26 protein-coding genes and 3 tRNA genes are annotated in these 25,625 nt (G+C 58.5%); 15 read left to right on the forward strand and 14 right to left on the reverse strand.

Annotated features, from left to right (window positions below; translation table 11 throughout):
* Positions 1-7: 7 nt before the first annotated feature.
* The 4 genes from RAC79_RS03135 to RAC79_RS03150 form a co-directional block, all read right to left on the reverse strand.
* Positions 8-592: an NADH-quinone oxidoreductase subunit B family protein gene (locus RAC79_RS03135; RefSeq protein ID WP_003521524.1), complete on the reverse strand. Its 585-nt coding sequence runs from the start codon at positions 590-592 to the stop codon at positions 8-10.
* A complete protein-coding gene (locus RAC79_RS03140) occupies positions 583-948 on the reverse strand; it encodes an NADH-quinone oxidoreductase subunit A (RefSeq protein WP_003496469.1) in 366 nt (121 codons plus the stop codon). The genes RAC79_RS03135 and RAC79_RS03140 overlap by 10 nt, the downstream gene beginning before the upstream one ends.
* Before the next feature lie 435 nt (positions 949-1,383).
* Positions 1,384-1,460 (reverse strand) — tRNA-Asp (locus tag RAC79_RS03145).
* A 39-nt stretch (positions 1,461-1,499) separates the two neighbouring features.
* Positions 1,500-1,576, reverse strand: a tRNA-Asp gene (locus tag RAC79_RS03150).
* A 444-nt stretch (positions 1,577-2,020) separates the two neighbouring features.
* On the opposite strand from RAC79_RS03150, the gene RAC79_RS03155 reads away from it, so the two are divergent.
* Positions 2,021-2,096, forward strand: a tRNA-Val gene (locus tag RAC79_RS03155).
* A gap of 317 nt (positions 2,097-2,413) precedes the next feature.
* A complete protein-coding gene (locus RAC79_RS03160) occupies positions 2,414-2,551 on the forward strand; it encodes a hypothetical protein (RefSeq protein ID WP_003502364.1) in 138 nt (45 codons plus the stop codon).
* Between the two features lie 204 nt (positions 2,552-2,755).
* On the opposite strand, the gene RAC79_RS03165 is transcribed toward RAC79_RS03160, so the two are convergent.
* The 5 genes from RAC79_RS03165 to clpP all read right to left on the reverse strand — a co-directional run bounded on the left by RAC79_RS03165 (position 2,756) and on the right by clpP (position 10,908).
* A complete protein-coding gene (locus RAC79_RS03165; RefSeq protein ID WP_142844877.1) occupies positions 2,756-4,954 on the reverse strand; it encodes an esterase-like activity of phytase family protein in 2,199 nt (732 codons plus the stop codon).
* A gap of 353 nt (positions 4,955-5,307) precedes the next feature.
* Complete coding sequence (hupB, locus tag RAC79_RS03170) at positions 5,308-5,583, reverse strand: DNA-binding protein HupB (RefSeq protein ID WP_003502360.1); 276 nt, start codon at positions 5,581-5,583, stop codon at positions 5,308-5,310.
* Positions 5,584-5,872: 289 nt separating this feature from the next.
* Positions 5,873-8,290 (reverse strand): endopeptidase La, encoded by a 2,418-nt coding sequence (gene lon / locus RAC79_RS03175; protein WP_078054020.1) that lies wholly within the window; start codon positions 8,288-8,290, stop codon positions 5,873-5,875.
* A 414-nt stretch (positions 8,291-8,704) separates the two neighbouring features.
* Positions 8,705-9,982: an ATP-dependent Clp protease ATP-binding subunit ClpX gene (gene clpX / locus RAC79_RS03180; protein WP_059752638.1), complete on the reverse strand. Its 1,278-nt coding sequence runs from the start codon at positions 9,980-9,982 to the stop codon at positions 8,705-8,707.
* 293 nt (positions 9,983-10,275) lie between these two features.
* Positions 10,276-10,908, reverse strand: coding sequence for an ATP-dependent Clp endopeptidase proteolytic subunit ClpP (gene clpP / locus RAC79_RS03185; RefSeq protein ID WP_003521529.1), 633 nt, complete (start codon positions 10,906-10,908; stop codon positions 10,276-10,278).
* A gap of 451 nt (positions 10,909-11,359) precedes the next feature.
* Here clpP and RAC79_RS03190 point away from each other — a divergent pair, with 451 nt between their 5' ends.
* From RAC79_RS03190 to RAC79_RS03205, 4 genes are all read left to right on the forward strand, one after another.
* Complete coding sequence (locus tag RAC79_RS03190) at positions 11,360-12,607, forward strand: diguanylate cyclase (protein WP_065653992.1); 1,248 nt, start codon at positions 11,360-11,362, stop codon at positions 12,605-12,607.
* An 83-nt stretch (positions 12,608-12,690) separates the two neighbouring features.
* Positions 12,691-13,944, forward strand: coding sequence for a cytochrome P450 (locus tag RAC79_RS03195; RefSeq protein ID WP_174039072.1), 1,254 nt, complete (start codon positions 12,691-12,693; stop codon positions 13,942-13,944).
* 65 nt (positions 13,945-14,009) lie between these two features.
* Positions 14,010-14,261, forward strand: coding sequence for a hypothetical protein (locus tag RAC79_RS03200; RefSeq protein WP_142844875.1), 252 nt, complete (start codon positions 14,010-14,012; stop codon positions 14,259-14,261).
* On the forward strand, positions 14,258-14,644 hold the full coding sequence (locus RAC79_RS03205; RefSeq protein ID WP_059752628.1) for a type II toxin-antitoxin system VapC family toxin: 387 nt from the start codon (positions 14,258-14,260) through the stop codon (positions 14,642-14,644). Before RAC79_RS03200 ends, RAC79_RS03205 begins: the two co-directional genes overlap by 4 nt.
* Before the next feature lie 7 nt (positions 14,645-14,651).
* On the opposite strand, the gene RAC79_RS03210 is transcribed toward RAC79_RS03205, so the two are convergent.
* From RAC79_RS03210 to RAC79_RS03225, 4 genes are all read right to left on the reverse strand, one after another.
* Positions 14,652-14,993: a cupin domain-containing protein gene (locus RAC79_RS03210; protein ID WP_059752625.1), complete on the reverse strand. Its 342-nt coding sequence runs from the start codon at positions 14,991-14,993 to the stop codon at positions 14,652-14,654.
* A 114-nt stretch (positions 14,994-15,107) separates the two neighbouring features.
* Positions 15,108-15,620 carry a hypothetical protein gene (locus tag RAC79_RS03215; protein ID WP_174039071.1) on the reverse strand — a complete coding sequence of 171 codons (513 nt, stop codon included), beginning with the start codon at positions 15,618-15,620 and terminating at the stop codon, positions 15,108-15,110.
* 153 nt (positions 15,621-15,773) lie between these two features.
* Positions 15,774-17,057, reverse strand: coding sequence for an O-acetylhomoserine aminocarboxypropyltransferase (locus RAC79_RS03220; protein ID WP_142844873.1), 1,284 nt, complete (start codon positions 17,055-17,057; stop codon positions 15,774-15,776).
* A gap of 74 nt (positions 17,058-17,131) precedes the next feature.
* Complete coding sequence (locus RAC79_RS03225; RefSeq protein ID WP_125145969.1) at positions 17,132-17,566, reverse strand: CoA-binding protein; 435 nt, start codon at positions 17,564-17,566, stop codon at positions 17,132-17,134.
* 906 nt (positions 17,567-18,472) lie between these two features.
* On the opposite strand from RAC79_RS03225, the gene RAC79_RS03230 reads away from it, so the two are divergent.
* The 8 genes from RAC79_RS03230 (at position 18,473) to RAC79_RS03265 (ending at position 24,113) form a co-directional block, all read left to right on the forward strand.
* On the forward strand, positions 18,473-19,309 hold the full coding sequence (locus RAC79_RS03230) for an EamA family transporter (protein WP_080856254.1): 837 nt from the start codon (positions 18,473-18,475) through the stop codon (positions 19,307-19,309).
* Positions 19,310-19,561: 252 nt separating this feature from the next.
* Positions 19,562-20,026, forward strand: a complete 465-nt coding sequence (gene rplM, locus RAC79_RS03235) for a 50S ribosomal protein L13 (RefSeq protein ID WP_003502335.1) — start codon at positions 19,562-19,564, stop codon at positions 20,024-20,026.
* 2 nt (positions 20,027-20,028) lie between these two features.
* Entirely contained in the window at positions 20,029-20,496 is a 468-nt protein-coding gene (gene rpsI, locus RAC79_RS03240) for a 30S ribosomal protein S9 (RefSeq protein ID WP_003521540.1), read from the forward strand.
* Between the two features lie 117 nt (positions 20,497-20,613).
* Entirely contained in the window at positions 20,614-20,979 is a 366-nt protein-coding gene (locus RAC79_RS03245) for a type II toxin-antitoxin system RelE/ParE family toxin (protein WP_020811160.1), read from the forward strand.
* Complete coding sequence (locus RAC79_RS03250) at positions 20,930-21,301, forward strand: XRE family transcriptional regulator (RefSeq protein WP_223215619.1); 372 nt, start codon at positions 20,930-20,932, stop codon at positions 21,299-21,301. Before RAC79_RS03245 ends, RAC79_RS03250 begins: the two co-directional genes overlap by 50 nt.
* Entirely contained in the window at positions 21,301-22,254 is a 954-nt protein-coding gene (speB, locus tag RAC79_RS03255; protein WP_174039069.1) for an agmatinase, read from the forward strand. Before RAC79_RS03250 ends, speB begins: the two co-directional genes overlap by 1 nt.
* A gap of 70 nt (positions 22,255-22,324) precedes the next feature.
* Complete coding sequence (gene argC, locus RAC79_RS03260) at positions 22,325-23,257, forward strand: N-acetyl-gamma-glutamyl-phosphate reductase (RefSeq protein ID WP_035217708.1); 933 nt, start codon at positions 22,325-22,327, stop codon at positions 23,255-23,257.
* A gap of 10 nt (positions 23,258-23,267) precedes the next feature.
* A complete protein-coding gene (locus tag RAC79_RS03265; RefSeq protein WP_174039068.1) occupies positions 23,268-24,113 on the forward strand; it encodes an aminoglycoside phosphotransferase family protein in 846 nt (281 codons plus the stop codon).
* Positions 24,114-24,119: 6 nt separating this feature from the next.
* Here the strand turns inward: RAC79_RS03265 and RAC79_RS03270 are convergent, their stop codons facing one another.
* Positions 24,120-25,223: a COX15/CtaA family protein gene (locus RAC79_RS03270; RefSeq protein WP_174039122.1), complete on the reverse strand. Its 1,104-nt coding sequence runs from the start codon at positions 25,221-25,223 to the stop codon at positions 24,120-24,122.
* A 143-nt stretch (positions 25,224-25,366) separates the two neighbouring features.
* On the opposite strand from RAC79_RS03270, the gene RAC79_RS03275 reads away from it, so the two are divergent.
* Entirely contained in the window at positions 25,367-25,579 is a 213-nt protein-coding gene (locus RAC79_RS03275) for a DUF2842 domain-containing protein (RefSeq protein ID WP_020811154.1), read from the forward strand.
* The last annotated feature ends 46 nt before the right edge of the window (positions 25,580-25,625 follow it).

Below are 25,625 nucleotides of genomic sequence, written 5' to 3' on the forward strand. Positions count from 1 at the left end.
TTTGCCCTTAGCGCTCGATCGTACCGGTACGACGAATCTTCTTCTGCAGCAGAAGCACGCCGTAAAGCAGCGCCTCCGCCGTGGGGGGACAGCCCGGAACGTAGATATCCACCGGCACGACGCGGTCGCAGCCGCGCACCACGGCGTAGGAATAATGGTAATAACCGCCGCCATTGGCACAGGAGCCCATGGAGATGACGTAACGCGGCTCAGGCATCTGGTCATAGACCTTGCGCAGAGCGGGCGCCATCTTGTTGGTCAGCGTGCCGGCGACGATCATCACGTCCGACTGGCGCGGTGAGGCGCGCGGGGCGACGCCGAAGCGCTCCATGTCATAACGCGGGCCGGACGCCTGCATCAGGCCTTCGACGGCGCAGCAGGCAAGGCCGAACTGCATCCACATCAGGGAGCCGGTGCGTGCCCAGGTGATCAGCTCGTCGGTCGAGGTGACGAGAAAACCCTTGTCGGCCAGCTCGTCATTGATTTCCGTGAAGTAGGCATCGTTGCTGCCAACCGGCTTGCCGGTGGAGGGATCGATGATCCCCTTCGGCTGCGGCGCAACGAGCGTGGTGTTGTTCTGGCTCATGCCCATTCCAGCGCTCCCTTCTTCCACTCATAAATAAAGCCGATGGTGAGAACGAGAAGGAACACCATCATCGACCAGAAACCGAACCAGCCCATCTCGCCGAAAGACACCGCCCAGGGGAACAGGAAGGCGACTTCCAGGTCGAAGATGATGAACAGGATCGACACGAGATAAAAGCGGATATCGAATTTCATGCGGGCATCGTCGAAGGCGTTGAAACCGCACTCGAAAGCAGAAAGCTTTTCCGGGTCCGGCGCCTTGTAAGCGACAGCGAACGGCGCAATGAGAAGCGCCAGGCCGATGACGAGAGCGATACCGATGAATATTGCGATCGGAATGTAGGAACTGAGGAGTTCAGTCATGGTCTCTTCCCTGCCCGGCCGGGTGCCGGGCCTGCCTTTGTGACCTTAAGTCTCAAAGAGCGGACAATATGTTGCAACGCCAAAGTCGTTAGCGCAGCCGCGCTCTCTCTGCAAGAGTTTAGGCACCATTTCAAGACACCTGCCGCATTGATTGGCAACAATATTGCCGGAATTGACGCAAATTTGGGCCACAATTCCGGCCTAAGCCACTCAAATACAATAATAATCGATTGAACGACGCAACCGCAAAAAAGTCACACGAATTTTACGTCGGGATGGCGGTGAAGTGACGATATTTGGGAATCGAAACTTGACTAAAAAATGCAGGAAAAATCGCGTTTAAAAAGCCCGGAATCAGGCGCTGGAATCGTCAATAGACGAGCGCGCAAATCGCGTGTCGATCTGTTTTTGAGGAGACATTTCAGGAGAGAGAAATGGCGCGAGTGACGGGGCTCGAACCCGCGACCTCCGGCGTGACAGGCCGGCACTCTAACCGACTGAGCTACACCCGCGCACCACAGACATTCATCTGCGTTTTCCGAGGGACAGGATGGCGCGAGTGACGGGGCTCGAACCCGCGACCTCCGGCGTGACAGGCCGGCACTCTAACCGACTGAGCTACACCCGCATCTCCTGACGACAGGAACCAGTCCCGCCGCTCGAACCAGCCTCGGCTGTTCGATGAGCGGCTAACTACGGCGTTCGTGCGGGGGTGTCAAGCAGGTTTCACGACAAAAGAATAAGCTTCTTCATTTTGATCAGGAAAAACCGAAAGGCCTTGGAACGCGATTGCGGCAAACGCCCTGTTTTTCGGGCTTTTCCCAACGAAAACAAAAAACTTGTCCACAGCCGGAGGCTTCCGTAGCGGGATTTCCACATGACCATCACGGCGTCCTCGGGTCCTGTTTCGGGAAAAAAGCCCGCAGTTCCCGGCTTTTTGCCCCCGTCCCCCGGCGACGGAAAATTTTCTCGGCAAAAAAACAAAAAAACTTCACAAAAGCCCTTGCGGTTTTTTTCCGATCCGCATACATCACGGCCACCGACGCGGCGGACATGATCCGCAAGACGCGAAGGGCGATTAGCTCAGTTGGTAGAGCGCCTCGTTTACACCGAGGATGTCGGGAGTTCGAGTCTCTCATCGCCCACCATTTTTCCAGAAGATTTAAATATCACCCCTGAACCGAGATCGTTCGTGTTTGCTTTCGCTATGCGATAAGCCCTCGAGTATTCGGAATTATCCCCCCTGCCCTCACTACGGTCGGTAGAGCGTCGTCATGATTCCCAACCGCTGGAATCGCTTTTCTCCAGTTGCGCCATGCCAAATCGGCACTGCTGTTCCAAAATCCGACAACTTGACCACCCCCTGTATCACCCCGCAACATACCGGAAAATAAGGAAGATTCAGACTTTCTAAAGAGATTTCAGGCATTGTTTGCGCACCGTTTCATGATGAACGGTTGAACTGATGGATGAAACCATGTCGATCGACGCGTTTGTAACACTCGCGCTTATTGCGCTGCCTGTTTATATTTTTTTCCGCTGGGTCCAGCAGGACTCGGAAAAACAAGATACTCCCAAAAGCAAGAATTCCATGGGGCGGTGATCCGTTACGATCGATCCGCAGCATTTTCCCGGATGGCTCCGGACGAATCCTTCACAATCCGATATCGAAGCGGCAATGCCGATTTTAACGGCTTGCGTCGTCAGGCATCGTGCAAGATCGGGAAATCCGGCCAAGCGGCCCCTCACCATGCAGAAAAGCCGGGCATAGCCCGGCTTTTCTCATTTGCGGTGCCAATCGGCTCGATCAGTTGATCGCCTTCATATTGACGGTGAAGAACAGCGTTTCGCCGGAAGAATCGTCCACGCCGTCATTGTCGGTCACGGCATAGGCCGTTCCCGCCTTGTCGAAGGTGAAGCCTTCCAGCTTGTCGACGACATAACCGTTGGTCTGGGCCTTGAGGTCAGGCAGGAAGTCATGGGCTTCCTGCTTGGCCACCAGCGGCAGGTCGCCGCCGATCTTGCCAGGCTTCAGGTCCGCGATCGCAACACGGTAGAGCTTCTTTATCTTTGCCTTGTCGCCGATCTGGTTGTCGCGCTCGACGATATAGACATAGTCGCCCTGCGCGGCGATTTCGGAGAGGCCGACCCAGCCTGCCTCGGTCTTGTCGAGCGGGTAACGGACGGCGCCCCACTCCTTGGATTTCGGATTGTAGGAGACCAGCTTGACGAAGCCCTTTTCGTCCGTGCCCCATTCACGCTGCACAGCCATCCACAGCGTCGCGTCGTCGCCCTTGCCGATCATCGTCACGCCTTCGAAACCGAAGCGGGTGTCGCCGGCGAGAAGTTCCTTCGGCAATGCGATCTCAGCCTTGATCTCGCCCTTGGCGTTGACGTTATAGAGCGCGTGCGGAACGAGCTTGGCGCTGTCGCCTTCAGAAGCCAGCCAGAAACCGCCTTTGCCGTCCAGCGTGATGCCTTCGATGTCGAGCTTCTGAGCGGCAATACCGTCACGCTTGACGCGCAGGACGCTAGTGATGGTGGCGGGCTTTTTCGTCGCATCGATGGTGAAGATCGACGGCTGGTTGCCATAGACCGAGTCGGACACGGCATAGAGAATGCCGGGCTTTTCGGCATCGCCGACCAGACCCGAAAGAGCGCCCCAGCCGATCGGTGCACCATCGACGGTGGCGGAAACCAGCTGCGGATAGGCTGCTTCACCTTCACCGCGTTCATAGAGCATGACATGCGAGCGCACGCCGCCGTCTTCGATCAGATCGACCTCATTGGCCGTGGCAAGGAGGTTGCGCGACGGGATGGCGACAGCGCCTTCCGGCGAAACGCCCGAAGGCAGGAGCTGCGTCAGTTCCGGCTCCTTGCCGGTGTCCTTGTATACAGCGACGACAGAGGCGCGCTCCGACAGCACGAAGAAATATTTCTGGTCGCCGAAGGTCGCAGCTTCCAGACCTTCCGGCTCGATGCCCTTTGCCTTGGAGCGCTTTTCCGGATAGTGGCCGATGGCCGCAACCGCGTGTTCGAGCGAGGAGCCGGATTCATAGACGAGCTTGCCGGTCTTGTCGAAGATGGTAAAGCCGCGCGAACCACCCTGCCAGTCGCCCTCATTGGCGATGACGATACGGTCATTGTCCAGCCACTTCACGGCGTCCGGCTCACGCTTGCGGCCTTCCTGCTTCTCGGTGAACTTCAACTGGCCATCGGTCTTCGTATCGATGCCTTCAAGATCGACCTTGCCGGCGGAGAAATGCGTCTTCACCGTACCGGTCTTGCCGTCGAGAATGACGATATGATTGTTTTCCTGAAGAGTCAGCGCGATCTCGCCATTGGCGTTGATCGACACGAATTCCGGTTCCGGATCCTCAGGGGAAATTTCGGCAAGGCCGGTGAGTTCGATCTTCTTCAGCGTCGCGCAATCGGCAACGCCGTCTTTCAGGCCGACAGTCACCAGATAACCGGCTGGCATCTGCGGCAGGGCACCTTCGTTTACCTCTTCATCGCGCTCGTTTTCGATGGCGATGGCGGCGAAGGTCTTGTCCGGGGAAACGGCGACGGAATCGGGCTGGCCGCCGAGATCGCAGCTTGCTTCGATCTTCTTGGTAGCAATATCGACCGTCACCAGCTTGCCGGACGGCTTGGCGCGATTTTCCGACGTGTTGACGCCGGCCAGCACCTTGAGACCGGCAACGGCAACGGACGTTGGCTCGCCTTCGAGCAGCAGCGCGCCGCCGGCCTTGGGAGCCTTGGCGTCGGTGATGTCGATGAAACCGATGCCGCCAAGCGGGCTGTCCGAATAGATCAGCGTCTTGCCGTCTTCGCTGGCGGTAATGATTTCAGCCGAGGTGACGGATTTGGCGTCCTTGTCCGCGGGAAGGTTTTTCGCCACCGGGAAAGATGCGATGCGGTTGAAAACCGGCTCGGCCGCGGCCGGAATGGCTGCGGACGTGAGCAGCGCGGCGGTCAAAGCCATTTGAGAAAATCGGAACGCCATTTTAATCCCCCTTGGGTCCAAAAATACCCCAAGGCTTCTGCGTTACAGACATGACAGTGGCATGACACTTCCTGACCGCTGAATCAAAAAGCCCGGCCTGGAAGGCCGGGCTTTCGTGTTTATGCCCACATTCCGCGTCGAAAAACGCCGTGTGTCCGGATGGAAGCTACACAGGCGCTTCCCTGCTTTCATTCACATCTTGACCGGGAGAACCCGGCCTGTCCGAAAAGAGCTTTTCGAAACACCGCCCGCTTTTGGCGGCGATGTGACGGCGTCAGGGCGTCAAAACATGTTTCCTCGTGAACCTGAAAAGCTGCCCGCCCGCCGCCGGGCGTTGCGGCTTTCTGGAAACCTTACGAGTTGACGGCGTCCTTCAGGCCCTTGCCTGCGGAAAACTTCGGTACGTTGCGAGCCGGGATATCGACTTCAGCACCCGTGGAAGGGTTACGGCCCTTGGAGGCTTCACGACGGCTGACGGAGAAGCTGCCGAAGCCGGCCAGGCGAATGTCGCCACCGTTCTTCAGTTCGCTCTGTACAGTTTCGAATACAGCATCAACAGCGGAAGCAGCATCTGCCTTCGTGAGACCAGCCTTTTCGGCAACAGCAGAGACGAGCTCGTTCTTGTTCATGTTTCCACCCCTTTCAATGGTTTGAAACGACTCAAATTAAGCCGGCGCAGAATACGTTCGCATCCGCGCGCAGCAACCCAAAAGCGCTGGAATCGCCTGAAAAACAAGGGGTCTGCGTTTTTTTTCACAAAAAAGGCCGACATTTCTGCCGGCCTTCCACATATTCGTGCCAAATTCGCATCACTTGTGCGCAGCTTTACGCCACATGCGCCTTCCGACACCTAACACATTGAATCTATGCATCAGCCGTCGCGAAAGGCGATTCCCGCCCCTCGCGACGATGCATGCATCAATGCGCGATGGTCTGGCTGCCGTCGTCGACGCCTTCGACGGTTGCGATCACCGGCGTCTCGATGCTGCCGTCCCACTCGATGGGCTCCGGCTGGCGGATAAGGGCGTGCTTGATGACCTCGCCCATGCGCGACACCGGGATGATTTCCATCTCGTTCTTCACATTGTCCGGAATTTCCGCCAGATCCTTGGCGTTTTCTTCCGGGATCAGCACCTTCTTGATGCCGCCGCGAAGGGCCGCAAGCAGCTTTTCCTTCAGGCCGCCGATCGGCAGCACGCGACCGCGAAGCGTGATCTCACCCGTCATCGCCACATCCTTCGAGACCGGGATACCGGTCATGATGGAGACGATGGCGGTCGCCATGGCAACGCCGGCGGACGGTCCGTCTTTCGGGGTCGCACCTTCCGGAACGTGCACGTGGATGTCGCTCTTGTCGAAGCGGGGCGGCTCGATGCCGAAGTCCACGGCGCGCGAACGGACATAGGATGCCGCCGCCGAAATGGATTCCTTCATCACTTCCTTGAGGTTGCCGGTCACCGTCATACGGCCCTTGCCCGGCATCATCACGCCTTCGATGGTGAGCAGCTCACCACCAACTTCCGTCCAGGCCAGACCCGTGACGACACCGACCTGATCCTCGCGCTCGGCCTCGCCGTGGCGGAACCGCGGAACGCCCAGATAATCCGGAACGTTTGCTGCGGTAACCTCAACGGACTTGACCTTGCCCTTGATGATCTCGGTGACAGCCTTGCGCGCCAGCTTCATCAGCTCGCGTTCGAAGCTGCGCACGCCCGCCTCGCGGGTGTACTGCTGGATGACGACCATCAGGGCGTCATCGGTAACCGAGAACTCTTCCGGACGCAGGGCATGTTCCTTGATCGCCTTAGGCAACAGGTGACGCTTGGCGATTTCGCGCTTTTCGTCTTCCGTGTAACCGGCAATGCGGATCACTTCCATGCGGTCCATCAGCGGGCCGGGAATGTTCAGCGTGTTGGCCGTGGTCACGAACATCACGTCGGACAGGTCGTATTCCACTTCAAGGTAATGGTCCATGAAGGTGGAGTTCTGTTCCGGATCGAGCACCTCGAGCAGAGCCGACGACGGATCGCCACGGAAATCCATGCCCATCTTGTCGATTTCGTCGAGCAGGAAGAGCGGGTTCGCCTTCTTGGCCTTCTTCATCGACTGGACGATCTTGCCCGGCATGGAGCCGATATAGGTACGGCGGTGACCGCGGATTTCCGCCTCGTCACGAACGCCACCCAGCGCCATGCGCACATATTCGCGGCCGGTCGCCTTGGCGATCGACTTGGCGAGCGAGGTCTTGCCGACGCCGGGCGGGCCGACGAGGCAGAGGATCGGACCGCGGATTTTCGTCGCACGGGCCTGCACGGCCAGATATTCGACGATACGCTCCTTGACCTTGTCCAGACCGAAGTGGTCCTGATCCAGGATCTTCTCGGCATTGTTGAGGTCCGCCTTGATCTTGGACTTCTTGCCCCAGGGCAGACCAAGCAGCCAGTCCAGATAGTTGCGCACGACGGTCGCTTCCGCAGACATCGGGCTCATCTGGCGCAGCTTCTTCATTTCCGCTTCGGCCTTTTCCTTGGCCTCCTTGGAAAGCTTGGTCTTGGCGATGCGCTCTTCCAGCTCGGCCATCTCGTCACGGCCGTCCTCGCCGTCGCCGAGCTCCTTCTGGATCGCCTTCATCTGTTCGTTCAGGTAATATTCGCGCTGTGTCTTCTCCATCTGGCGCTTGACGCGCGAGCGGATGCGCTTTTCAACCTGAAGCACGGAAATTTCGCCTTCCATGAAGCCGAGCGCCTTTTCAAGCCGCTGCTTCACGCTGACGGTTTCCAGCATTTCCTGCTTTTCGGTAATCTTGATCGACAGGTGCGAAGCGACCGTATCGGCAAGCTTCGAATAATCGTCGATCTGGCCGGCAGCGCCGACAACCTCGGGCGAAATCTTCTTGTTGAGCTTCACATAGCTCTCGAATTCAGACACGACCGAACGCGACAAAGCCTCGATCTCGACCGGATCTTCGGCAGGCTCCTGCAACGGCGTCGCAGTGGCTTCATAGAAGTCTTCACGGCCGGTGTAGCTGTCGATCTGGGCGCGGCCCTTGCCTTCCACCAGCACCTTCACGGTACCGTCGGGAAGCTTCAGAAGCTGCAGGACATTGGCGACCGTGCCGACCTTGTGGATGGCCTCCGGGGCCGGATCGTCATCGCTGGCGTTGATCTGGGTAACAAGCATGATCTGCTTGTCCGACCCCATGACTTCCTCGAGCGCACGGATGGATTTTTCCCGCCCGACGAACAGGGGAACGATCATATGCGGGAAAACGACAATGTCGCGCAGGGGAAGTACCGGATAGGTACCGCCAGATGCCGCAGACGTGATGTTCGTCATATCATTTCCTTTCCATGGTCCCTTTCGGGACACTTTGCCGGACAGCTTGGGGCATCCGGCACATTCATTTCTCGAGACTGAAAGTGGAGTTTCGAAACACCGATTTCAAGTCGCCGGAACAGACGGCCTTACGCGACGGCAGGACCGTGAAATTCAACAAAACCCAGCGCCGGCTAATACTACCGACATTTCCGGTTATCCTTGAGGGCTCAGGAACCGGGTCGCCAACGAAATTCACATTTCCGTCATATCGCGCTGCAAATCAGTTGTAAGACTTTATCAGCAAAGCGCAATCCGCTCCAAACGCAAAATCGGGCTTCGCCAAGTTAGGCGCAAGTTTCACACCCGGCGACAACAGAAAAGGCCCGCACGGAGGCGGGCCTTCTGACTTCATCGAAGCACCGGACCGGCCGATCAGGCCGAAACGTTGGTCTTTTCTTCCTGACGGTCCGCATAGATGTAGAGCGGACGTGCAAGGCCGCTGACGACCTCGTCGGAAATGACCACTTCGCGCACGCCTTCCAGCGTCGGCAGTTCGAACATGGTGTCCAGAAGAATTTTTTCCATGATCGAGCGCAGGCCGCGGGCGCCGGTCTTGCGGGTGATCGCCTTGCGGGCGATTTCGCGCAGCGCGTCCTCGTGGAAGGTCAGTTCCACATCTTCCATCTCGAACAGGCGCTGATACTGCTTGACCAGCGCGTTCTTCGGCTCGGACAGGATCTGGATCAGCGCATCCTCGTCGAGGTCTTCCAGCGTGGCAAGAACCGGCAGACGGCCGATGAATTCCGGGATGAGACCGAACTTCACCAGATCTTCGGGCTCTAGCTCGCGCAGCACCTCGCCGACGCGGCGATCGTCTTCCGCCTTGACGGTCGCACCGAAGCCGATCGAGGTCTTTTCACCACGGGCCGAGATGATCTTGTCGAGGCCGGCAAACGCGCCGCCGCAGATGAACAGGATGTTGGTCGTATCCACCTGCAGGAATTCCTGCTGCGGATGCTTGCGGCCGCCCTGCGGCGGAACGGAAGCGACCGTGCCTTCCATGATCTTCAGAAGCGCCTGCTGAACGCCCTCGCCCGACACGTCGCGCGTGATGGAGGGGTTGTCCGACTTGCGGGAAATCTTGTCGACTTCGTCGATATAGACGATGCCGCGCTGAGCGCGCTCGACATTGTAATCCGCAGCCTGCAACAGCTTCAGGATGATGTTTTCCACGTCCTCGCCGACATAACCGGCTTCAGTCAGTGTCGTTGCATCCGCCATGGTGAAGGGAACGTCGATGATGCGGGCGAGCGTCTGGGCAAGATAGGTCTTGCCGCAGCCCGTCGGACCGACGAGCATGATGTTCGACTTCGCAAGCTCGACATCGCCATTCTTGGAGGCGTGCGCGAGGCGCTTGTAGTGGTTGTGAACAGCAACAGACAGGATCTTCTTCGCCTGCTTCTGGCCGATGACGTATTCGTCGAGGATCTTGATGATGTCCTGCGGGGTGGGAACACCCTCGCGAGACTTCACCATCGACGTCTTGTTCTCCTCGCGGATGATGTCCATGCACAATTCGACGCATTCATCGCAGATGAATACCGTCGGTCCGGCAATGAGTTTCCGGACTTCGTGCTGGCTCTTGCCGCAGAATGAACAATAGAGTGTATTCTTAGAGTCGCCGCCGTTGCTGCCGCTGACTTTGCTCATATCACTTTCCTTCCAGCACGCCGCAGGTCCGCCAAACGGATCGCGGTCAACTTACCGCCCGCCGATACGGCAGCCCTTGGGGTGCATCGCCGTATCCGCCTCGTTTCCCGGGGTACTAACCGGTATCAGATACATGAGCTGACAACCGGCTGCAACGAATTCCCCATCAAACCAAAGGCCACGTCATAAAAATTCAACATAGCCTTTATATATACTAATATCGCTTTCTGTTGCGGTTGAAAGCCCCGAAATTACTTTTGCGGGTTCAAACAAACGTCAAAAAGCGGCGCGCCTCAATTCGCGGCGGCGCCTTCGATTTCCTGGCGCGAGGTCAGGATCTTGTCGATCACGCCCCAGTCCTTCGCCTCGTCTGCATCCATGAAGTGGTCGCGATCGAGGGTTTTTTCAACCTCTTCGAGCGTACGGCCCGTGTGCTTCACGTAGACTTCATTGAGGCGGCGCTTCATCTTGATGATGTCGCGGGCGTGGCGCTCGATGTCCGATGCCTGCCCCTGGAAACCGCCGGAAGGCTGGTGCACCATGATGCGGGCGTTCGGGGTTGCGAAACGCATTCCCTTTTCACCGGCAGCCAGAAGCAGCGAGCCCATGGAGGCAGCCTGGCCGACGCAGAGCGTGGAGACCGCAGGGCGGATGAACTGCATCGTATCGTAGATCGCCATGCCGGCGGTCACAACGCCACCCGGCGAATTGATGTAGAGCGCGATTTCCTTCTTCGGGTTTTCAGCCTCGAGGAACAGCAGCTGCGCGCAGACGAGCGAAGCCATCTGGTCTTCCACCGGGCCGGTGAGGAAAATGATGCGTTCCTTGAGAAGACGGGAAAATATGTCGTAGGAGCGTTCGCCGCGATTGGTCTGCTCAACGACCATCGGCACCAGAGCCATGGCGGTATCAACTGGATTTTTCATGTCCGTCCTTTGTCAAACTCTGCCCTTCGCGAAAAACCGCTCCGGAATCACTTCTAACCTTCATACTCCCTACATAGAGTGTCCCTGCCCCGTACTTCAAGACACGAAGCCGCATATCCTTAACGGCTCAACAGCGTTTGCAGGCCTTTCGGGCCGAGGTTGACAGGGCTTTCGGTCCGGGCGGCGCCAGCGGGACCTCCTTCCCCCGCTGCCACCATTTTTTTACTATGGCAGGCGACGACGGCAAAAATCGCCCGCCATGCACAGATATAACTTCTCACCGGCAAGAACTCGTTAGTATTTGCTGCCGATACTGGCCAGCGAATTTCCGGTTCCCTTTGGGGAATGGGCCCACCGGGCGAAATGGCAGCTCAACAATTCCAGCGGGCATAACGCACCTCGTGCGAAAGAGCCCGCTTTTATCGCATTATGGCGCAGATAGGATTTTGCAATGCTGGATGCAAAGACGAGCACGCTACTGTGGGCGGCGGAAACGTTCACCCTTGCCGTGCTTTTGGGAACGCTGTGGCTGCACCGCCCTTCCCGCCGGCATAATCTCTTTTTCGCCGCCGGTTTCCTCGCCACGGGCTTCGGCGCTGTCATGGTGGCGTTTCGCGGGGATATTTCCAGTTTTCTGTCCATCCAGGTCGGCAATACGCTCGCACTTTCCGCCTTCGGTTTCTGGCTTGCGGGCCTGCTGTGCTTCGAACAGCGGAAAATCGGCGGCTGGGTCGCCATTCCGGCTCTCCTGTGGATCGCCGGAATGTTCCTGCCGCCCGTGCGTGAAAACATGGTGGCCCGCATCCTGCTTTATCACGCCAGTGCGGCTACCGGTTATTTCATGCTCGCCGGCGTCCTTCTGGCCAGCAAGGCGCGCGCCTCACGCAGCCGCCGGGTTCTGGCCGCGATCCTGATCCTGCAGGCTTTTGCCGGGGCGTTCGTCGCATCCATCGTCATCCCCGTCAATGCCGCCATCCCCAACGCCATTCCCATGACATCGGCGCTTGCCCTCTCCGGCATGCTCGGCTTCACGGCCATCATCATGATCAGCGCCAAGATCATCATGGAGGATACGGAAAGCCGCCTCCATCGCCTCGCCATGACCGATCATCTGACTGGCGTTCTCAACCGGCGCGGCCTGCTGGAGGAGTTCGAGCGTATCAAGAAAAGGTCGCCGGCCTCCAGCCGTTACGTGGCGCTGGTGCTGTTCGATATCGACCATTTCAAGAAGATCAACGACAGATACGGCCACCAGTCCGGCGATGCGGTCCTCGTGCATTTCTGCAATATCGCCCAGCGCGCAATCGGCGATCGCGGCCTTTTCGTCAGGATGGGAGGCGAGGAATTCGCGCTGGTTGCCGAAGTCGAAAGCCCTTCCAGCACGGCGACGCTTGCGGAAGCCATCCGCAGCAATCTGCGCCTTTCGAAGATCAGTTCGCGCGGTGAAGCCATCGAGGTGACCACCAGCGTCGGCATATCGGAAGCCATGATCAAGGATGCCGACCTCAACACGATGATGACGGAAGCCGACCGCGCGCTCTATGCCGCCAAGAAGGCCGGGCGCAACCGGACCGTCATCCATGTCAATTCGGCAAATGTCGTCGTGCCCGCCTCGGACCGTGACGAAAATCCGATGGACAACAATGCCGACCGTCAGGTCGCGGCGCTGAACCGGATAGCCGCCATCGCCAGCCGATGACGATGTAACCACCCAGTGACAGGCATAGAGGTATCCGGAAGGGATTTCCCTCCCTTCCCAAAGCGCCGCGCGCGGAATAGACCATGGGCATGACAGCGACATTTCCGTTTCTAAAAATCGATCCCGCCACCCGCCGCATTTCCCTTGATGCCCGCGACCCGGCTTTCTACAGCGATCCGAACCCGGTCTATGCGGCCCTGCACGCTGAATGTCCCACCTTCTACTGGGAAGAACAGCGGCAATGGTTTTTCACCGGATACGACCACGTGAGCGCGCTGTTGCGCGACCGCCGCTTCGGGCGGCAGATCCTGCATGTGGCAAACCGCGAAGAGATCGGCCTGGCGGAGCCGCTGGAACATGTGAAGCATTTCGACGCCGCCGAGCAGCATTCGCTTCTGGAACTGGAACCGCCGGAGCACACGCGGCTGCGCACGCTCATCAACCGGGCCTTCGTGTCGCGGCATGTCGACAAGATGAAGCCGGAAATCGAGGAACTCGCCAACCGGCTGATCGACGCCTTCGAAAGCAAGGGCGAGACGGAACTGCTCTCTTCCTATGCCGATATCATTCCGGTGACGATGATCGCCCGCATGATCGGCATTCCCGAGGAGATGGGGCCACAGCTTCTGAAATGGTCGCACGCCTATGTCGGCATGTATATGTTCAAACGCACGCCGGAAGACGAGCTGCTGGCCGACAGGGCCGCGCATGAGTTTTCAGATTATGTGCGCAGCGTGATCGCCGAGCGGCGGGCGGAGCCGAAGGACGATCTGCTGAGCCACATGATCCATACGGAGCACAAGGGCCAGTATCTGACCGACGACGAGCTCATCTCCACCACCATCGTGCTGCTGAATGCCGGGCACGAGGCGACCGTGCACCAGATCGGCAATTCCGTGCGCATCATTCTGGAAAGCGGCATCTCCCCCGAGACGCTGTTTAACGACGATGCCGCCACGGAACGCACGGTGGAAGAAACCCTGCGCATCTGCGCGCCGGTGCATATTTTCCAGCGCTGGGTTCTGGAACCCGTCGAAATCGACGGCGTCGCGTTCAAGCGCGGCGACAAGGTCAGCCTCATCCTCGCCGCCGCCAATCTCGATCCGGCAAAATTTTCCGATCCCCTGACCTTCCGGCCGGACCGCAACGAGGGCGCCAACGTCTCCTTCGGCGCCGGCATCCATTTCTGCATCGGCGCGCCGCTGGCAAGGCTGGAGCTCAATCTTGCCCTGCCCCTGCTTTTCAAACGCCTGCCGGGCCTGAAGATCGCCGAGCCGCCCAGGGTCAAGGATGTCTATCATTTCCATGGTCTGGAGCGGCTCGATCTGGCGTGGTGAAGTAGTTTTTTTATCATCCCCGATGCGCTATGGTATTTTCGTCCAATAGTGATGAGGCAAATGCCTTGGCAACCAAGTCGAAGAAAAAAACGGATATGACGCTGCCCACTCCGGTCGTTTTTACCGAACTGGAGGCGCATCTTGAGAGACTATCACGTCAATTGGATGCGGTGGGTCTTTCGGAGAGTAAGTCGGGCTCTGTTCCACACGAAAAACGCCGACGCGTTCCGGGGCGTTTCAAGGGCGTGCTCGTCGTCGGACCTGAGTTCTTCGAACCGCTGACGGAAGACGAACTTAAAGAGTTCGAGACCGAATGAAATATCTACTGGATACCCATGCACTGCTTTGGTGGCTGAATGACCATGACCGGCTTTCGCCGGATGCGCGCGAAATCATCAGCGACCCCAATAATGACCTCTATGTGAGCGCGGCTTCGGCATGGGAAATTGCCACGAAATTCGCACGAGGCCGTTTGCCCGGTGCGTCGCTCATACTTCCTGATTTTGCAGGTGTAATCGAACAGGAAGGCTTTCTCGAACTTCCCATCAACAGCGCTCATATGGTTCGAAGCGCCATGCTGCCGGGCGAACACCGCGATCCGTTCGATCGAATTCTTGCGGCTCAATCTATTTTAGAAAACATGGCATTGATATCTATCGACGAGAAAATTCCATCGCTCGGCGTCATGACACGCTGGTAGCGCGCCATCAGAGCCGGATGACATAATCCTTCCGCGTCGTCTCGACGACCTCCCACGTGCCCGTAAAGCCAGGACGCAGGATAACGCGGTCGCCCGGTCTCAGATCGCGCGGCGCACCGCCGTCTTCGGTCAGGATGGAATGGCCTTCGAGAATGTTGAAATATTCCCATTCGTCATAGACCACCCGCCATTTGCCGGGCGTGGACTGCCAGATGCCGGCATAGATGCCGCCCGGAGCTTCCTCGATATTCCATGTGGTGAATTTGGGATCGCCGGAAATCAGTCTTTCCGGGGCGGGTGCACCGTATTCCAGCTCGGCGATATCATCGAAGGACAGAAAATTCGTCATGACGTCCCCTGTCCGTCAAATATGGTTGGCCATACAGCTTTGCTCAATTCTGAGCGCTTCGTCAAACAGTCTTGGGTATTCCGGTTGGGCGTTACCGCCGAGGAAATGAGACGCCTACTCCATCTTCGTCCAGCCGAAAACCAGCCAGGTGTATTTCGACTTCTTGTCGGGTTCAGCGGTGTACGTCATCTGTATATCGCCGTCCTTCGCGTAGATATCGAGCCGGGGCGCGGTATCCAGCTTCAGCCACAGCGAACTCTTGTCAAAGGACCATGTGCCGCACCAGACGCATGAACCTGAGGGATCGCCGGGTTGATGAAAATTGTAGCGACCGTCCGCCGTGATCTCCAGATAATCAAACGCGGAGTAAAATGTCGTCACCGTTTCCTGGAACAGTGTCGCATCCGCTTCCTGCTGGGCGGCGGGCGCAGTCCTCATATCGCGCGGCGGGCGGCTGGTTGCACCGGTGAGCTTCCATTTTCCGACAAAATCCTGCTGCGTCGGGAAATACTCCGCCTCGGCCTTTGCCGGCGAAACCGAAGCTACGACCTGTATGTCAGCCACACCCGCAACCCCGATCGCAAGGAGAAGGGCGACAATACGGAGCATCCCGGTTCGGTTTTTCATATGGCGCATCTTTCGCGATGGGACGGCGGGGGCCTACACTCAAATCCGCTGCCGCCGAAAGCACCCTGTTTTCAGGGTTTTCCGGCGGCCTCTCAATCACACTTAAATATCACTGGGGGTCACGCGGTCACCAGACTCGCGTGAGCAACCACATCAGACCTTGGCGAGCGATTGCTCGAGATCGGCGATGATGTCCTTGACGTCCTCGATACCGACCGACAAGCGAACCACATCCGGCCCGGCGCCGGCGGCCGTCTGCTGTTCCGGTGTCAGCTGCGCATGGGTGGTGGAGGCCGGGTGGATGACGAGAGAGCGAGTGTCGCCGATATTGGCGAGATGGGAGAAGAGTTGCAGTCCTTCCACCAGCGCCTTGCCGGCCGCATAACCACCCTTGACGCCGAAGGTGAAGACGGAGCCCGCCCCCTTTGGCGAATAATGCTGCTGGATAGCGTGGTTATCGCTGTCTTCCAGCCCCGCATAATGCACCCAGCCAACCTTGGGATGCGCCTTCAGCCATTTCGCGACGGCAAGCGCATTGTCGGAATGGCGCTGAACGCGCAGCGGCAGCGTCTCGATGCCGGTCAGGATGAGGAAGGCGTTGAAGGGCGAGATCGCCGGGCCGAGGTCACGCAAGCCAAGCACACGGCAGGCGATGGCGAAGGCGAAATTGCCGAAGGTCTGGTGCAGCACGACGCCGGAATATTCCGGCCGGGGCTGTGACAGGGCCGGATATCGGTCCGTCGCCGACCAGTCGAAGGTTCCGCCGTCCACGATGATGCCGCCCATGGAGTTGCCATGGCCGCCGAGGAATTTCGTCAGCGAATGCAGCACGATATCCGCGCCGTGTTCCAGCGGCCGCAGCAGATAGGGGCTCGCCATGGTGTTGTCGACAATCAGCGGCAGGCCATGCCGATGGGCAACATCGGCGATTGCGGCGATATCCACGAAATTTCCGCCCGGATTGGCAAGGCTTTCGATGAAGACGGCGCGCGTGCGCTCGTCGATCTGCGCCTCGAAGCTGGCCGGATCGGTGGCGTCGGCCCAGCGGACCTGCCAGTCGAAGCCCTTGAAGGCATGGCCGAACTGGTTGATCGAGCCGCCATAGAGCTGGCGGGCGGCGACGAAATTGTCGCCGGATTGCAGCAGCGTATGGAAGACCAGCAATTGCGCGGCATGGCCGGACGCGACGGCAAGCGCGGCCGTGCCGCCCTCAAGTGCTGCCACGCGCTCTTCCAGAACCGCCTGAGTGGGGTTCATGATGCGGGTGTAGATATTGCCGAACTCTTTCAGTCCGAACAGGGCGGCGGCGTGATCGGCGTCGCGAAAAGCATAGGCCGTGGTCTGATAAATGGGCGTGGCACGCGCGCCGGTGGTCGGATCGGGTTGCGCGCCCGCATGAACGGCCAGCGTCGAAAACCCGGGATTGCTGCTCGGCATGATGTTTCCTCCAATTGGAATTTCGGAGGGATCATAATGCCTTGCCGCCAAATGATAAGTCCGATCCGTACCAACTATCGCACAATATTGAGACGGGGATACTCAATTGCAGGGCAACGATCCATCACGACTTCCATACCGTAGGCTTCCGCCTTGGCGGCGGCATTGTCATCGCGAACGGAAAGCTGGCCCCAGATTACCGTTGGCCGCTCCGGCAGTAAGATCGCCTCCTCGACGATTGCCGACAAATATTCCGGCGCCCGGAAAACGTCGATCATGTCCACCGGCTCGGGAATATCGGCGAGTTTGGCATAGACCTTCTGCCCCAATATCTCCTTGCCTGCCTGGCCGGGATTGACCGGAAACACACGATACCCCCGGGACAGCAGGAAGCGCATCACGCCGTGGCTCGGCCTGTCCGGGTTGGGCGAAGCACCGAGCAGGGCGATGGTTTTGACATCGGTCAGAATTCTTCTGAGGTAGTCGGGCTCGTAACTATCATGCTGCATGTCAACTTATCCCTTCTGGAGCGTCGCATGGTTTGAAGAATACCAATGCAGCTGCGCCATTTAAAAGCGCCGCGAGCATAGCGTCTCCCGCATAATTCCACCGACACATACCTGACGCTACCGGTTGCGTCCCCCCCTCCATCTAGGAAGGTTCTTCGCTCTCTTTAACCCCTGCACGGCTGAAAAATTGCCGCTGCGGCAGACACCTCGCCGCGCAGCGGCACGTTTTCGCCCACGCAAAATGATTTCACCAAACGCCGGAATGGCGGTTGTACTGACTATTTTTGTCCAGTTTTCAAAATGGTGCGAATTGGCGCAAATAAGGGCCAAAACAACATTAGCGTGCAATTCATGCGCTCTTCGTCTCCTGTTTGTTTTCATTCCGTTCACAGGAAAATTAGAGATATCTAATTTTCAGAAAGTTATTCTGCAAATCAAACTACATAGAAGTCTACAACGTTACAGATTACAGTTCATGGAAGATATGAAATTGTTTTTCACGCGCACCGTGGTCCGATTGATACATCTTGCGCCCAAAGCGTCACAGCGCACTGCGCACCAATATTTGACAAATTTGGTAGTATTTTCAGTGAAAATTCGCTTCGAGGCGAAACCAGAAGCTGTGCGTCGGACGCTCATGCCTCCATCTGGCGGATGAAATCATGAGCAGAACATCACATGATCTCGACGCAAAATCATTCCCCGGCGCCATGACATGCACAAAGCATAAATTTTACGCGCGTTGCAGTTTCCGCGGTGACCACATGCCGCTTGCGGGCGGCTTCCCGGGCGAAAAAAGCGTGCTCGAACAATCGGGAAAGGCTTGCCGCCCTCGCCGAAAATCGATTCCGGTTTTCAAGCCGATGCTGTAGGTTGCTCAAAGTAGCCCGCGAGCGAGTCTCTATTGTGACATTTGACATTCTTCTTCTGGTGCTCCTGGGCGCGATGCTGCATGCCGGATGGAATGCGCTGGTCAAAGCCGGATCCGACAAATCGCTGGACGCCTCGCTGATCGCGGCGGGCGCTGCGGCCTGTTCGCTACCGTTTCTGCCTTTCCTGCCATTTCCCGCGCCGGTCGCCATTCCTTTCCTGATCGCTTCGGCCGTTCTGCAATTCGCCTATTTCCGGCTTGTCGCCGCCGCCTATACGATCGGTGACATCGGCCTTGTCTATCCCGTCATGCGCGGCGTGGCGCCCCTGATCGTCGCGGCGACGAGCAGCCTGTTCCTGAGCGAGATTTTAAGCCCGCTGGCCCTTGCCGGCATCGCCGTCATCTCCGGCGGCATTCTGACGCTCGCTTTCGAGGCGCGACGCGGTGGCGGAAAGGCGATCATGGTCGCCCTGCTAAACGCCTTCGTGATCGCATCCTACACCTTCGTCGACGGTGTCGGCGCAAGGCTTTCCGGCAACGCCATCTCCTATACGCTGTGGATGTCGCTTCTGCCGCCCGTGCTGCTTTTCGGTTTCGCCTTTTACCAGCGCGGCGTGGGCCCGGTCGCGGACCATGTCCGGCGCAACTGGTGGCGCGGCCTGATCGGTGGCGGCGGCTCCATTCTCTCCTATGGGCTGGCGCTCTACGCCATGACCAAGGCGCCCGTCGCCGTGGTTGCGGCGCTCCGGGAAACCTCCATTCTCTTTGCGCTGGTGATCTCCGTGGTGATCCTGAAAGAACGTGCCAGCATCTGGCGTTATCTTGCCGGAGGCATCATTGCAGCGGGCGTTCTGGTGATGCGACTGGGATAAAACGGGGGCGCTGGATGAGGTAAAATAATACCCCATTATCAAGTCATTGTTTTTGCTATCTTATTTTTACACCCTCCAGAATCCGTCATATTGACGCTTTCGCCCGCGCACCGTATAAGCGCGCCAGATCGGATTCCAGCCGGAATAGGGTCATTTGCGGTTGCCTTTGACGGCAACCAAACCAAGCAACAAGAAACGCCCGTATGCTCTTTCATAAAGAGGATGACGGGTCCACATTAGAAAGTGAAATTCATGTCTACTTTCGTTCAGAAGCCTGCTGAGGTGGAGAAGAAGTGGGTCATCATCGACGCCGAAGGCCTCGTTGTTGGTCGCCTCGCCACCATCGTTGCAACCCGCCTGCGCGGCAAGCACAAGGCTACCTACACCCCCCACGTTGATGATGGCGACAACGTCATCGTTATCAACGCGGAAAAGGTTGCCTTCACCGGCAACAAGTACTCCGACAAGAAGTACTACTGGCACACCGGTCACCCGGGTGGCATCAAGGAGCGTACGGCTCGCCAGATCATCGAAGGCCGCTTCCCGGAGCGCGTCGTTGAAAAGGCCATCGAGCGCATGATCCCGCGCGGCCCGCTCGGACGTCGCCAGATGAAGAACCTGCGCGTTTACGCCGGCTCGAACCATCCGCACGAAGCACAGCAGCCCACCGTTCTCGACGTGGCCGCGCTTAACAAGAAGAACGTAAGGAGCGCCTGATAATGGCCGATCTTTCCTCTCTGAAAGACCTCGCCCCGGCATCGGAAGCTTCGGCTCCCGTGCATGTCCGCAAGGTTGATACCCTCGGCCGCTCCTACGCGACCGGCAAGCGCAAGAACGCCGTAGCCCGCGTATGGGTCAAGGCCGGTTCTGGCAAGATCATCATCAACGGCCGCGATTTCACCACGTATTTCGCACGTCCGGTTCTGCAGATGATCCTTCAGCAGCCGATCGTCGCCGCTGCCCGCACGGGTCAGTTCGACATCATCGCCACCGTTGCCGGTGGTGGTCTGTCCGGTCAGGCCGGCGCCGTTCGTCACGGTCTGTCCAAGGCCCTCACCTACTTCGAACCGGGCCTGCGCTCCGTTCTGAAGAAGGGTGGCTTCCTGACCCGCGACAGCCGCGTTGTCGAGCGTAAGAAGTACGGTAAGGCCAAGGCCCGCCGTTCGTTCCAGTTCTCGAAGCGCTAATCGCTTCTCAGAACGGCTCGTTCAGAACTTCGAAAGGCGGGGCCTCGGCTCCGCCTTTTTTTTATTTTGTCCCCGACGGCATCTTGAATTATTCCCTCAAGGGAATAATATCGCCTCATGAATTATGTCGTCGAGTATACGGACGAATTCGGAACATGGTGGGAAACGCTTGAAGAAAGCGAACACATCAGCATCGACGCTCATGTTCAGAAACTGGAAGAACGCGGCCCTCGACTGCCGTTCCCCTATTCGAGCGGCATTTATGGATCGCGTCACGCGCATATGCGCGAATTGCGAATCCAGAGTAGCGGAAAACCGTTGCGGATTTTTTATGCCTTCGATCCCCGTCGAATGGCGATCCTCTTGATTGGCGGCGACAAGACGGGAGACAAACGATTTTATGACCGCATGATCCCGATTGCCGACGACCTTTATGACGAGCATCTGGCCGAGCTTGAAAAGGAGAAACACAATGAGCGGTAGGCACAGTTTTGCGCGGTTGCGCAACCGGATGTCGGACGACGCGCGTGTTAAGTCGAAAGCCGAAGCAGATCGTCTGGAAGAAGAAATGGACCTTGCGGATGTTCGCAGGGCGCTGAAACTCTCGCAGGACGAAATAGCGCAGGCGCTGGATATCGGCCAAAGCTCCGTCGCAAAACTGGAAAAGCGCGCTGATATGTATGTTGGGACCTTACGCCGGTTCATCGAGGCGATGGGCGGCGAACTTGAAATCGTCGCGCGCTTCGACGGCCGCGCGATCAAAATTCGCAACTTCGCCGATCTTGCAGAAAAGGCGGATAAATAATGCCCAACAAAACCATCGACCATGCCTTCACCGCAACGACCCTGACATCGGCCGCCACCGACCCGACCCATGCGGGCGTCCTCTCCTTCATGCGGCGCAAATATACCAAGAACCTCAAGGGCGTATCCACGGCCATCTGGGGCATTCCCTTCGATGCGGCCACCTCCAACCGGCCCGGCGCCCGTTTCGGGCCGCAGGCGATCCGCCGCGCGTCGGCGATCTTCGACAACGATCCGCAATATCCTTTCGCGCGCGATCTTTTCGCCCATATGCCGACCATCGACTATGGTGACTGTCTGTTGGACTATGGCAATCACTGGAAAACGCCCGATACGATTGAAAAGGAAGCGCGCCGGATCATTTCCAAGACAGATTACCTGCTGACGCTTGGCGGCGATCACTTCATTACCTGGCCGCTTTTAAAGGCGCATGTGGCCAAGCATGGGCCATTGGCGCTGGTACAGTTCGATGCGCATCAGGACACCTGGTTCGATGACGGCAAGCGCATCGACCACGGCTCCTTCGTGGCGCGCGCCGTGCGCGATGGTCTGATCGACCCCGACCGCTCCATCCAGATCGGCATCCGCACCCACGCGCCTGACGATTTCGGCATTCGCATTCTCCACGGTTATGAGGTGGAGGAAATGCGGGCGAGCGATATCGCCTCGCTGATCGTCAAACATACTGCCGGCATGCCCGCCTATCTGACCTTCGATATCGATTGCCTCGATCCCGCCTTTGCGCCGGGAACGGGCACGCCGGTGGCCGGCGGGCCGACCAGTGCCAAAATTCTCTCCGTTCTGCGCGGGCTTGGCCAGCTCGATATTCGCGGCTCGGACGTCGTGGAAGTCGCGCCCGCATACGACCATGCCGATATTACCGCCATTGCCGGAGCCACCGTTGCAATGTATATGCTTGGCCTGCGCGCCGAACGGCTGGCCAAGGCTGGCTGATAAAGACAACGGCGCCTGCCAAACTGATTCCGATTACCCTCGCAACCCTCTGAAAAGTCAGGACAAGGACATGACAGCGAAGATCTTCATCGATGGCGAACACGGCACCACGGGTCTGCAGATCCGCACGCGCCTTGCCGGTCGCCGCGATATTGAGCTGCTGTCCATACCCGAGGCCGAGCGCCGCAATGCGGCGATGCGCGAGGATATGCTCAACAATGCCGACATTTCGATCCTCTGCCTGCCGGACGATGCTTCCCGGGAAGCGGTCTCGATGGTGGCCGGCAACAACAATGTCCGCATTATCGATACCTCGACCGCCTATCGCGTTCACCAGGACTGGGCCTATGGCTTTGCCGAAATGGACAAGGAACAGGGCGAGAAGGTTCGTTCCGCCCGTCTCGTCGCCAATCCGGGCTGCTACCCGACCGGCGCGATCGCGCTTCTACGCCCGCTGCGCGCCGCAGGCCTGCTGCCGGACGGTTATCCGGTCAGCGTCAATGCGGTTTCCGGTTACACCGGCGGCGGCAAGCAGATGATCGCCCAGATGGAAGACCAGAGTCGCGATGACGCGATCAGCGCCAATAATTTCCTTTATGGCCTGACGCTCAAGCACAAGCATGTGCCGGAAATGACCATTCATGGCCAGCTCGACCGCGCACCGCTGTTTTCGCCTTCCGTCGGGCGTTTCCCGCAGGGCATGATCGTGCAGGTGCCGCTGTTTGCCGCCGACCTGAAGGAAGGCGCGACCGTGGAAACGATCCATGCGGCGCTGACTGCCCACTATGCGGGACAGGACATCGTCAACGTGGTGCCGCTTGCCGAAAGCAAGGGGCTCGCTCGCATCGACGCCGAGGAACTGGCAGGCAAGGACACGATGAAACTCTTCGTCTTCGGTACGCCGGGCGGCGAACACATCAACCTCGTCGCGCTGCTCGACAATCTCGGCAAGGGCGCATCCGGTGCTGCCGTGCAGAACATGGAACTGATGCTCTCCGCATGAGACTTTTCTCATGAAGATTGCCCCGCCCCCTTTTCCGGCCTCGTGGAATATCGAGGCCGCGAAACCTATTGCCGATACGCCGGCTGGGGTGGTTTACGAGCTTACGCGCGGCGACGGTTCCCTCGCCGTCGCCAAGGTTCTGAAAAAGAAAGCACTGAAGGACAGCCTTCGCGGCGCGGATTTCATTAAATGGCGCGCCGGCATCGGCTGCGTGGAGCTGCTCGACCGCTCCGACGATATTCTGCTGATGGAACATGCTGGCACGGAGACCCTGCGCGACGTGCTGTTTCGCGACGGCAACGACGATGCCACCACGGAAATCGCCGCCGATGTCCTGCTCAGATATCACCAGCCATCGCAGCAGCAGCCGCCTTCAAGCCTGCTGACGCTACCGCTCTATTTCGAGAGCCTGTTCCGCAAGGCCGAACAGGACCGTACCGACGGCGTGGACAGCCCCTATATCGAGGCGGCCACGCTGGCGCAGGCACTGATCAGCCAGCAACGGGATGTGAAGCCGCTGCACGGCGATCTGCATCACGAGAACATCATGCGCAGTGAACGCGGCTGGATCATCATCGATCCGGCCGGCCTGATCGGCGATGCGGCGCTCGATGTCGCCAATATGTTCTCCAATCCGCTCGACCGTTTCGACCTCACCCGCAGCGAGGCGCGCATCGCCTCAATGGCAGCGATTTTTGCGAAGGCTCTGCAACGGGACGAACGGCTATTGCTGCAATACGCCTTTGCCTATGGCTGCCTTTCTGCCGCGTGGCACGAAGAGGATGGCAATGCGGAGGAACGCGACAACGAACTCGCCGTCGCGGCCACCATCAAAACGGTGCTCGGGCAGTTCTAAGCCGCCTCAGTCCCTGACTTCGACCGCAACGGGCGCCGGATATTCGCCGATAAAACCGCGCCAGTGGGCGACGGCGAAACCGAGCACGATCAGCGCCATGCCCTGATGAGCGAGCGCGACGTGAATATCCACATGCATCAAAAGCGTGGTGATGCCGAGCGCCGCCTGAATGGAGACGAGCACGAAGAACAGCACCGCGCGGCGAGCGTGTGGTGTGCCGGGCAAGGCGCGCGCCATCGACACCATATGCCACAGCGTGGCGGCAAACAGCGTATAGGCGCCGAGGCGGTGGACGAATTGCACCGTCTTGGGGTTCTCGAAGAGGTTGATCCACCAGGGCTGTTGCAGGAAGAGATCGCCCGGCACCAGCGAGCCGTCCATCAGCGGCCAGGTATTATAGGAAAGGCCGGCATTCAGCCCCGCCACCAATGCGCCGAGATAGATCTGGAAGAGACAGAGCACCGTCAGCAGCGCGGCAAAACCCCTGCCCGTCTTTTCGTCGGCGGCATCAGGCGAATGATGCGATAGTCCGCGCAAAATCCACATGCAGCCCGCAAAGATGAGGCAGGCGATGGTCAGATGTGTGGCAAGGCGATATTGCGAGACGTCGGTGCGGTTGACGAGGCCGGAAGAGACCATCCACCAGCCGATGAAGCCCTGAAAGCCGCCAAGCGCCAGAAGGCCGACCAGCGGCAGGCGCAGGCGCTTTTCGACGCGGCCGGTGAGCCAGAAGAAGGCGAGCGGCAAAGCGAAGATGACGCCGATGGTGCGGGCAAGCAGGCGATGCGCCCATTCCCACCAGAAAATCGTCTTGAACTCGTCGAGCGACATGCCCTTGTTGATTTCCTGATATTGGGGAATGCGCTTGTAGAGCTGGAATTCCTCTTCCCATTCGGCGACTGAAAGCGGCGGAATGGCGCCGTGGATCGGCTTCCACTCGGTAATCGACAGGCCGGATTCGGTAAGCCGCGTGGCGCCGCCGACGAGGACCAGACAGAAGAGCGTGAAAAGCACGACGCGCAGCCAGATGCGCAGCAGGCGGCGGTCCTTCTCCTGTTTCTGCAGGGCAGCCTCCACCACCATTTCCGCAGAACCATTTGCCATCGTCATGCCGCTCGAACGCATCTTTCAGGTCTCCCTCATACAGTCATGTTGATTAGCCCCAACCGGCACCACAAAACAAGGCCTCAGGGTTTGCGGCATGCGGTCGCGGCGCTATAGTCCCGCGCAGATACTCAATGACGGAAGACTTCATGCACCCTCGCCTCAGATCGCTTATCGGCACCATCGTCATCATCTGCCTCGTCGTCGTTTACGCCGTGGTGGCGACGGCCATTGCATCGGCGGCGCTGGCGCAATCGCCCTGGTGGGTGCATCTCGCTTATTTCGTGCTGACCGGAATCTTGTGGGTTCTGCCGGCGATGCTGATCATCAAATGGATGGCCGGACCCAAAAAGCAGGGTTAAGCGCCAGCCATCGCATGACACCCTGAGGTCGCAATTTTATAAACCG

Origin of the sequence: Agrobacterium sp. LR_9, from assembly GCF_041954855.1 — a bacterium.
Taxonomy (GTDB): Bacteria; Pseudomonadota; Alphaproteobacteria; order Rhizobiales; family Rhizobiaceae; genus Agrobacterium; species Agrobacterium leguminum.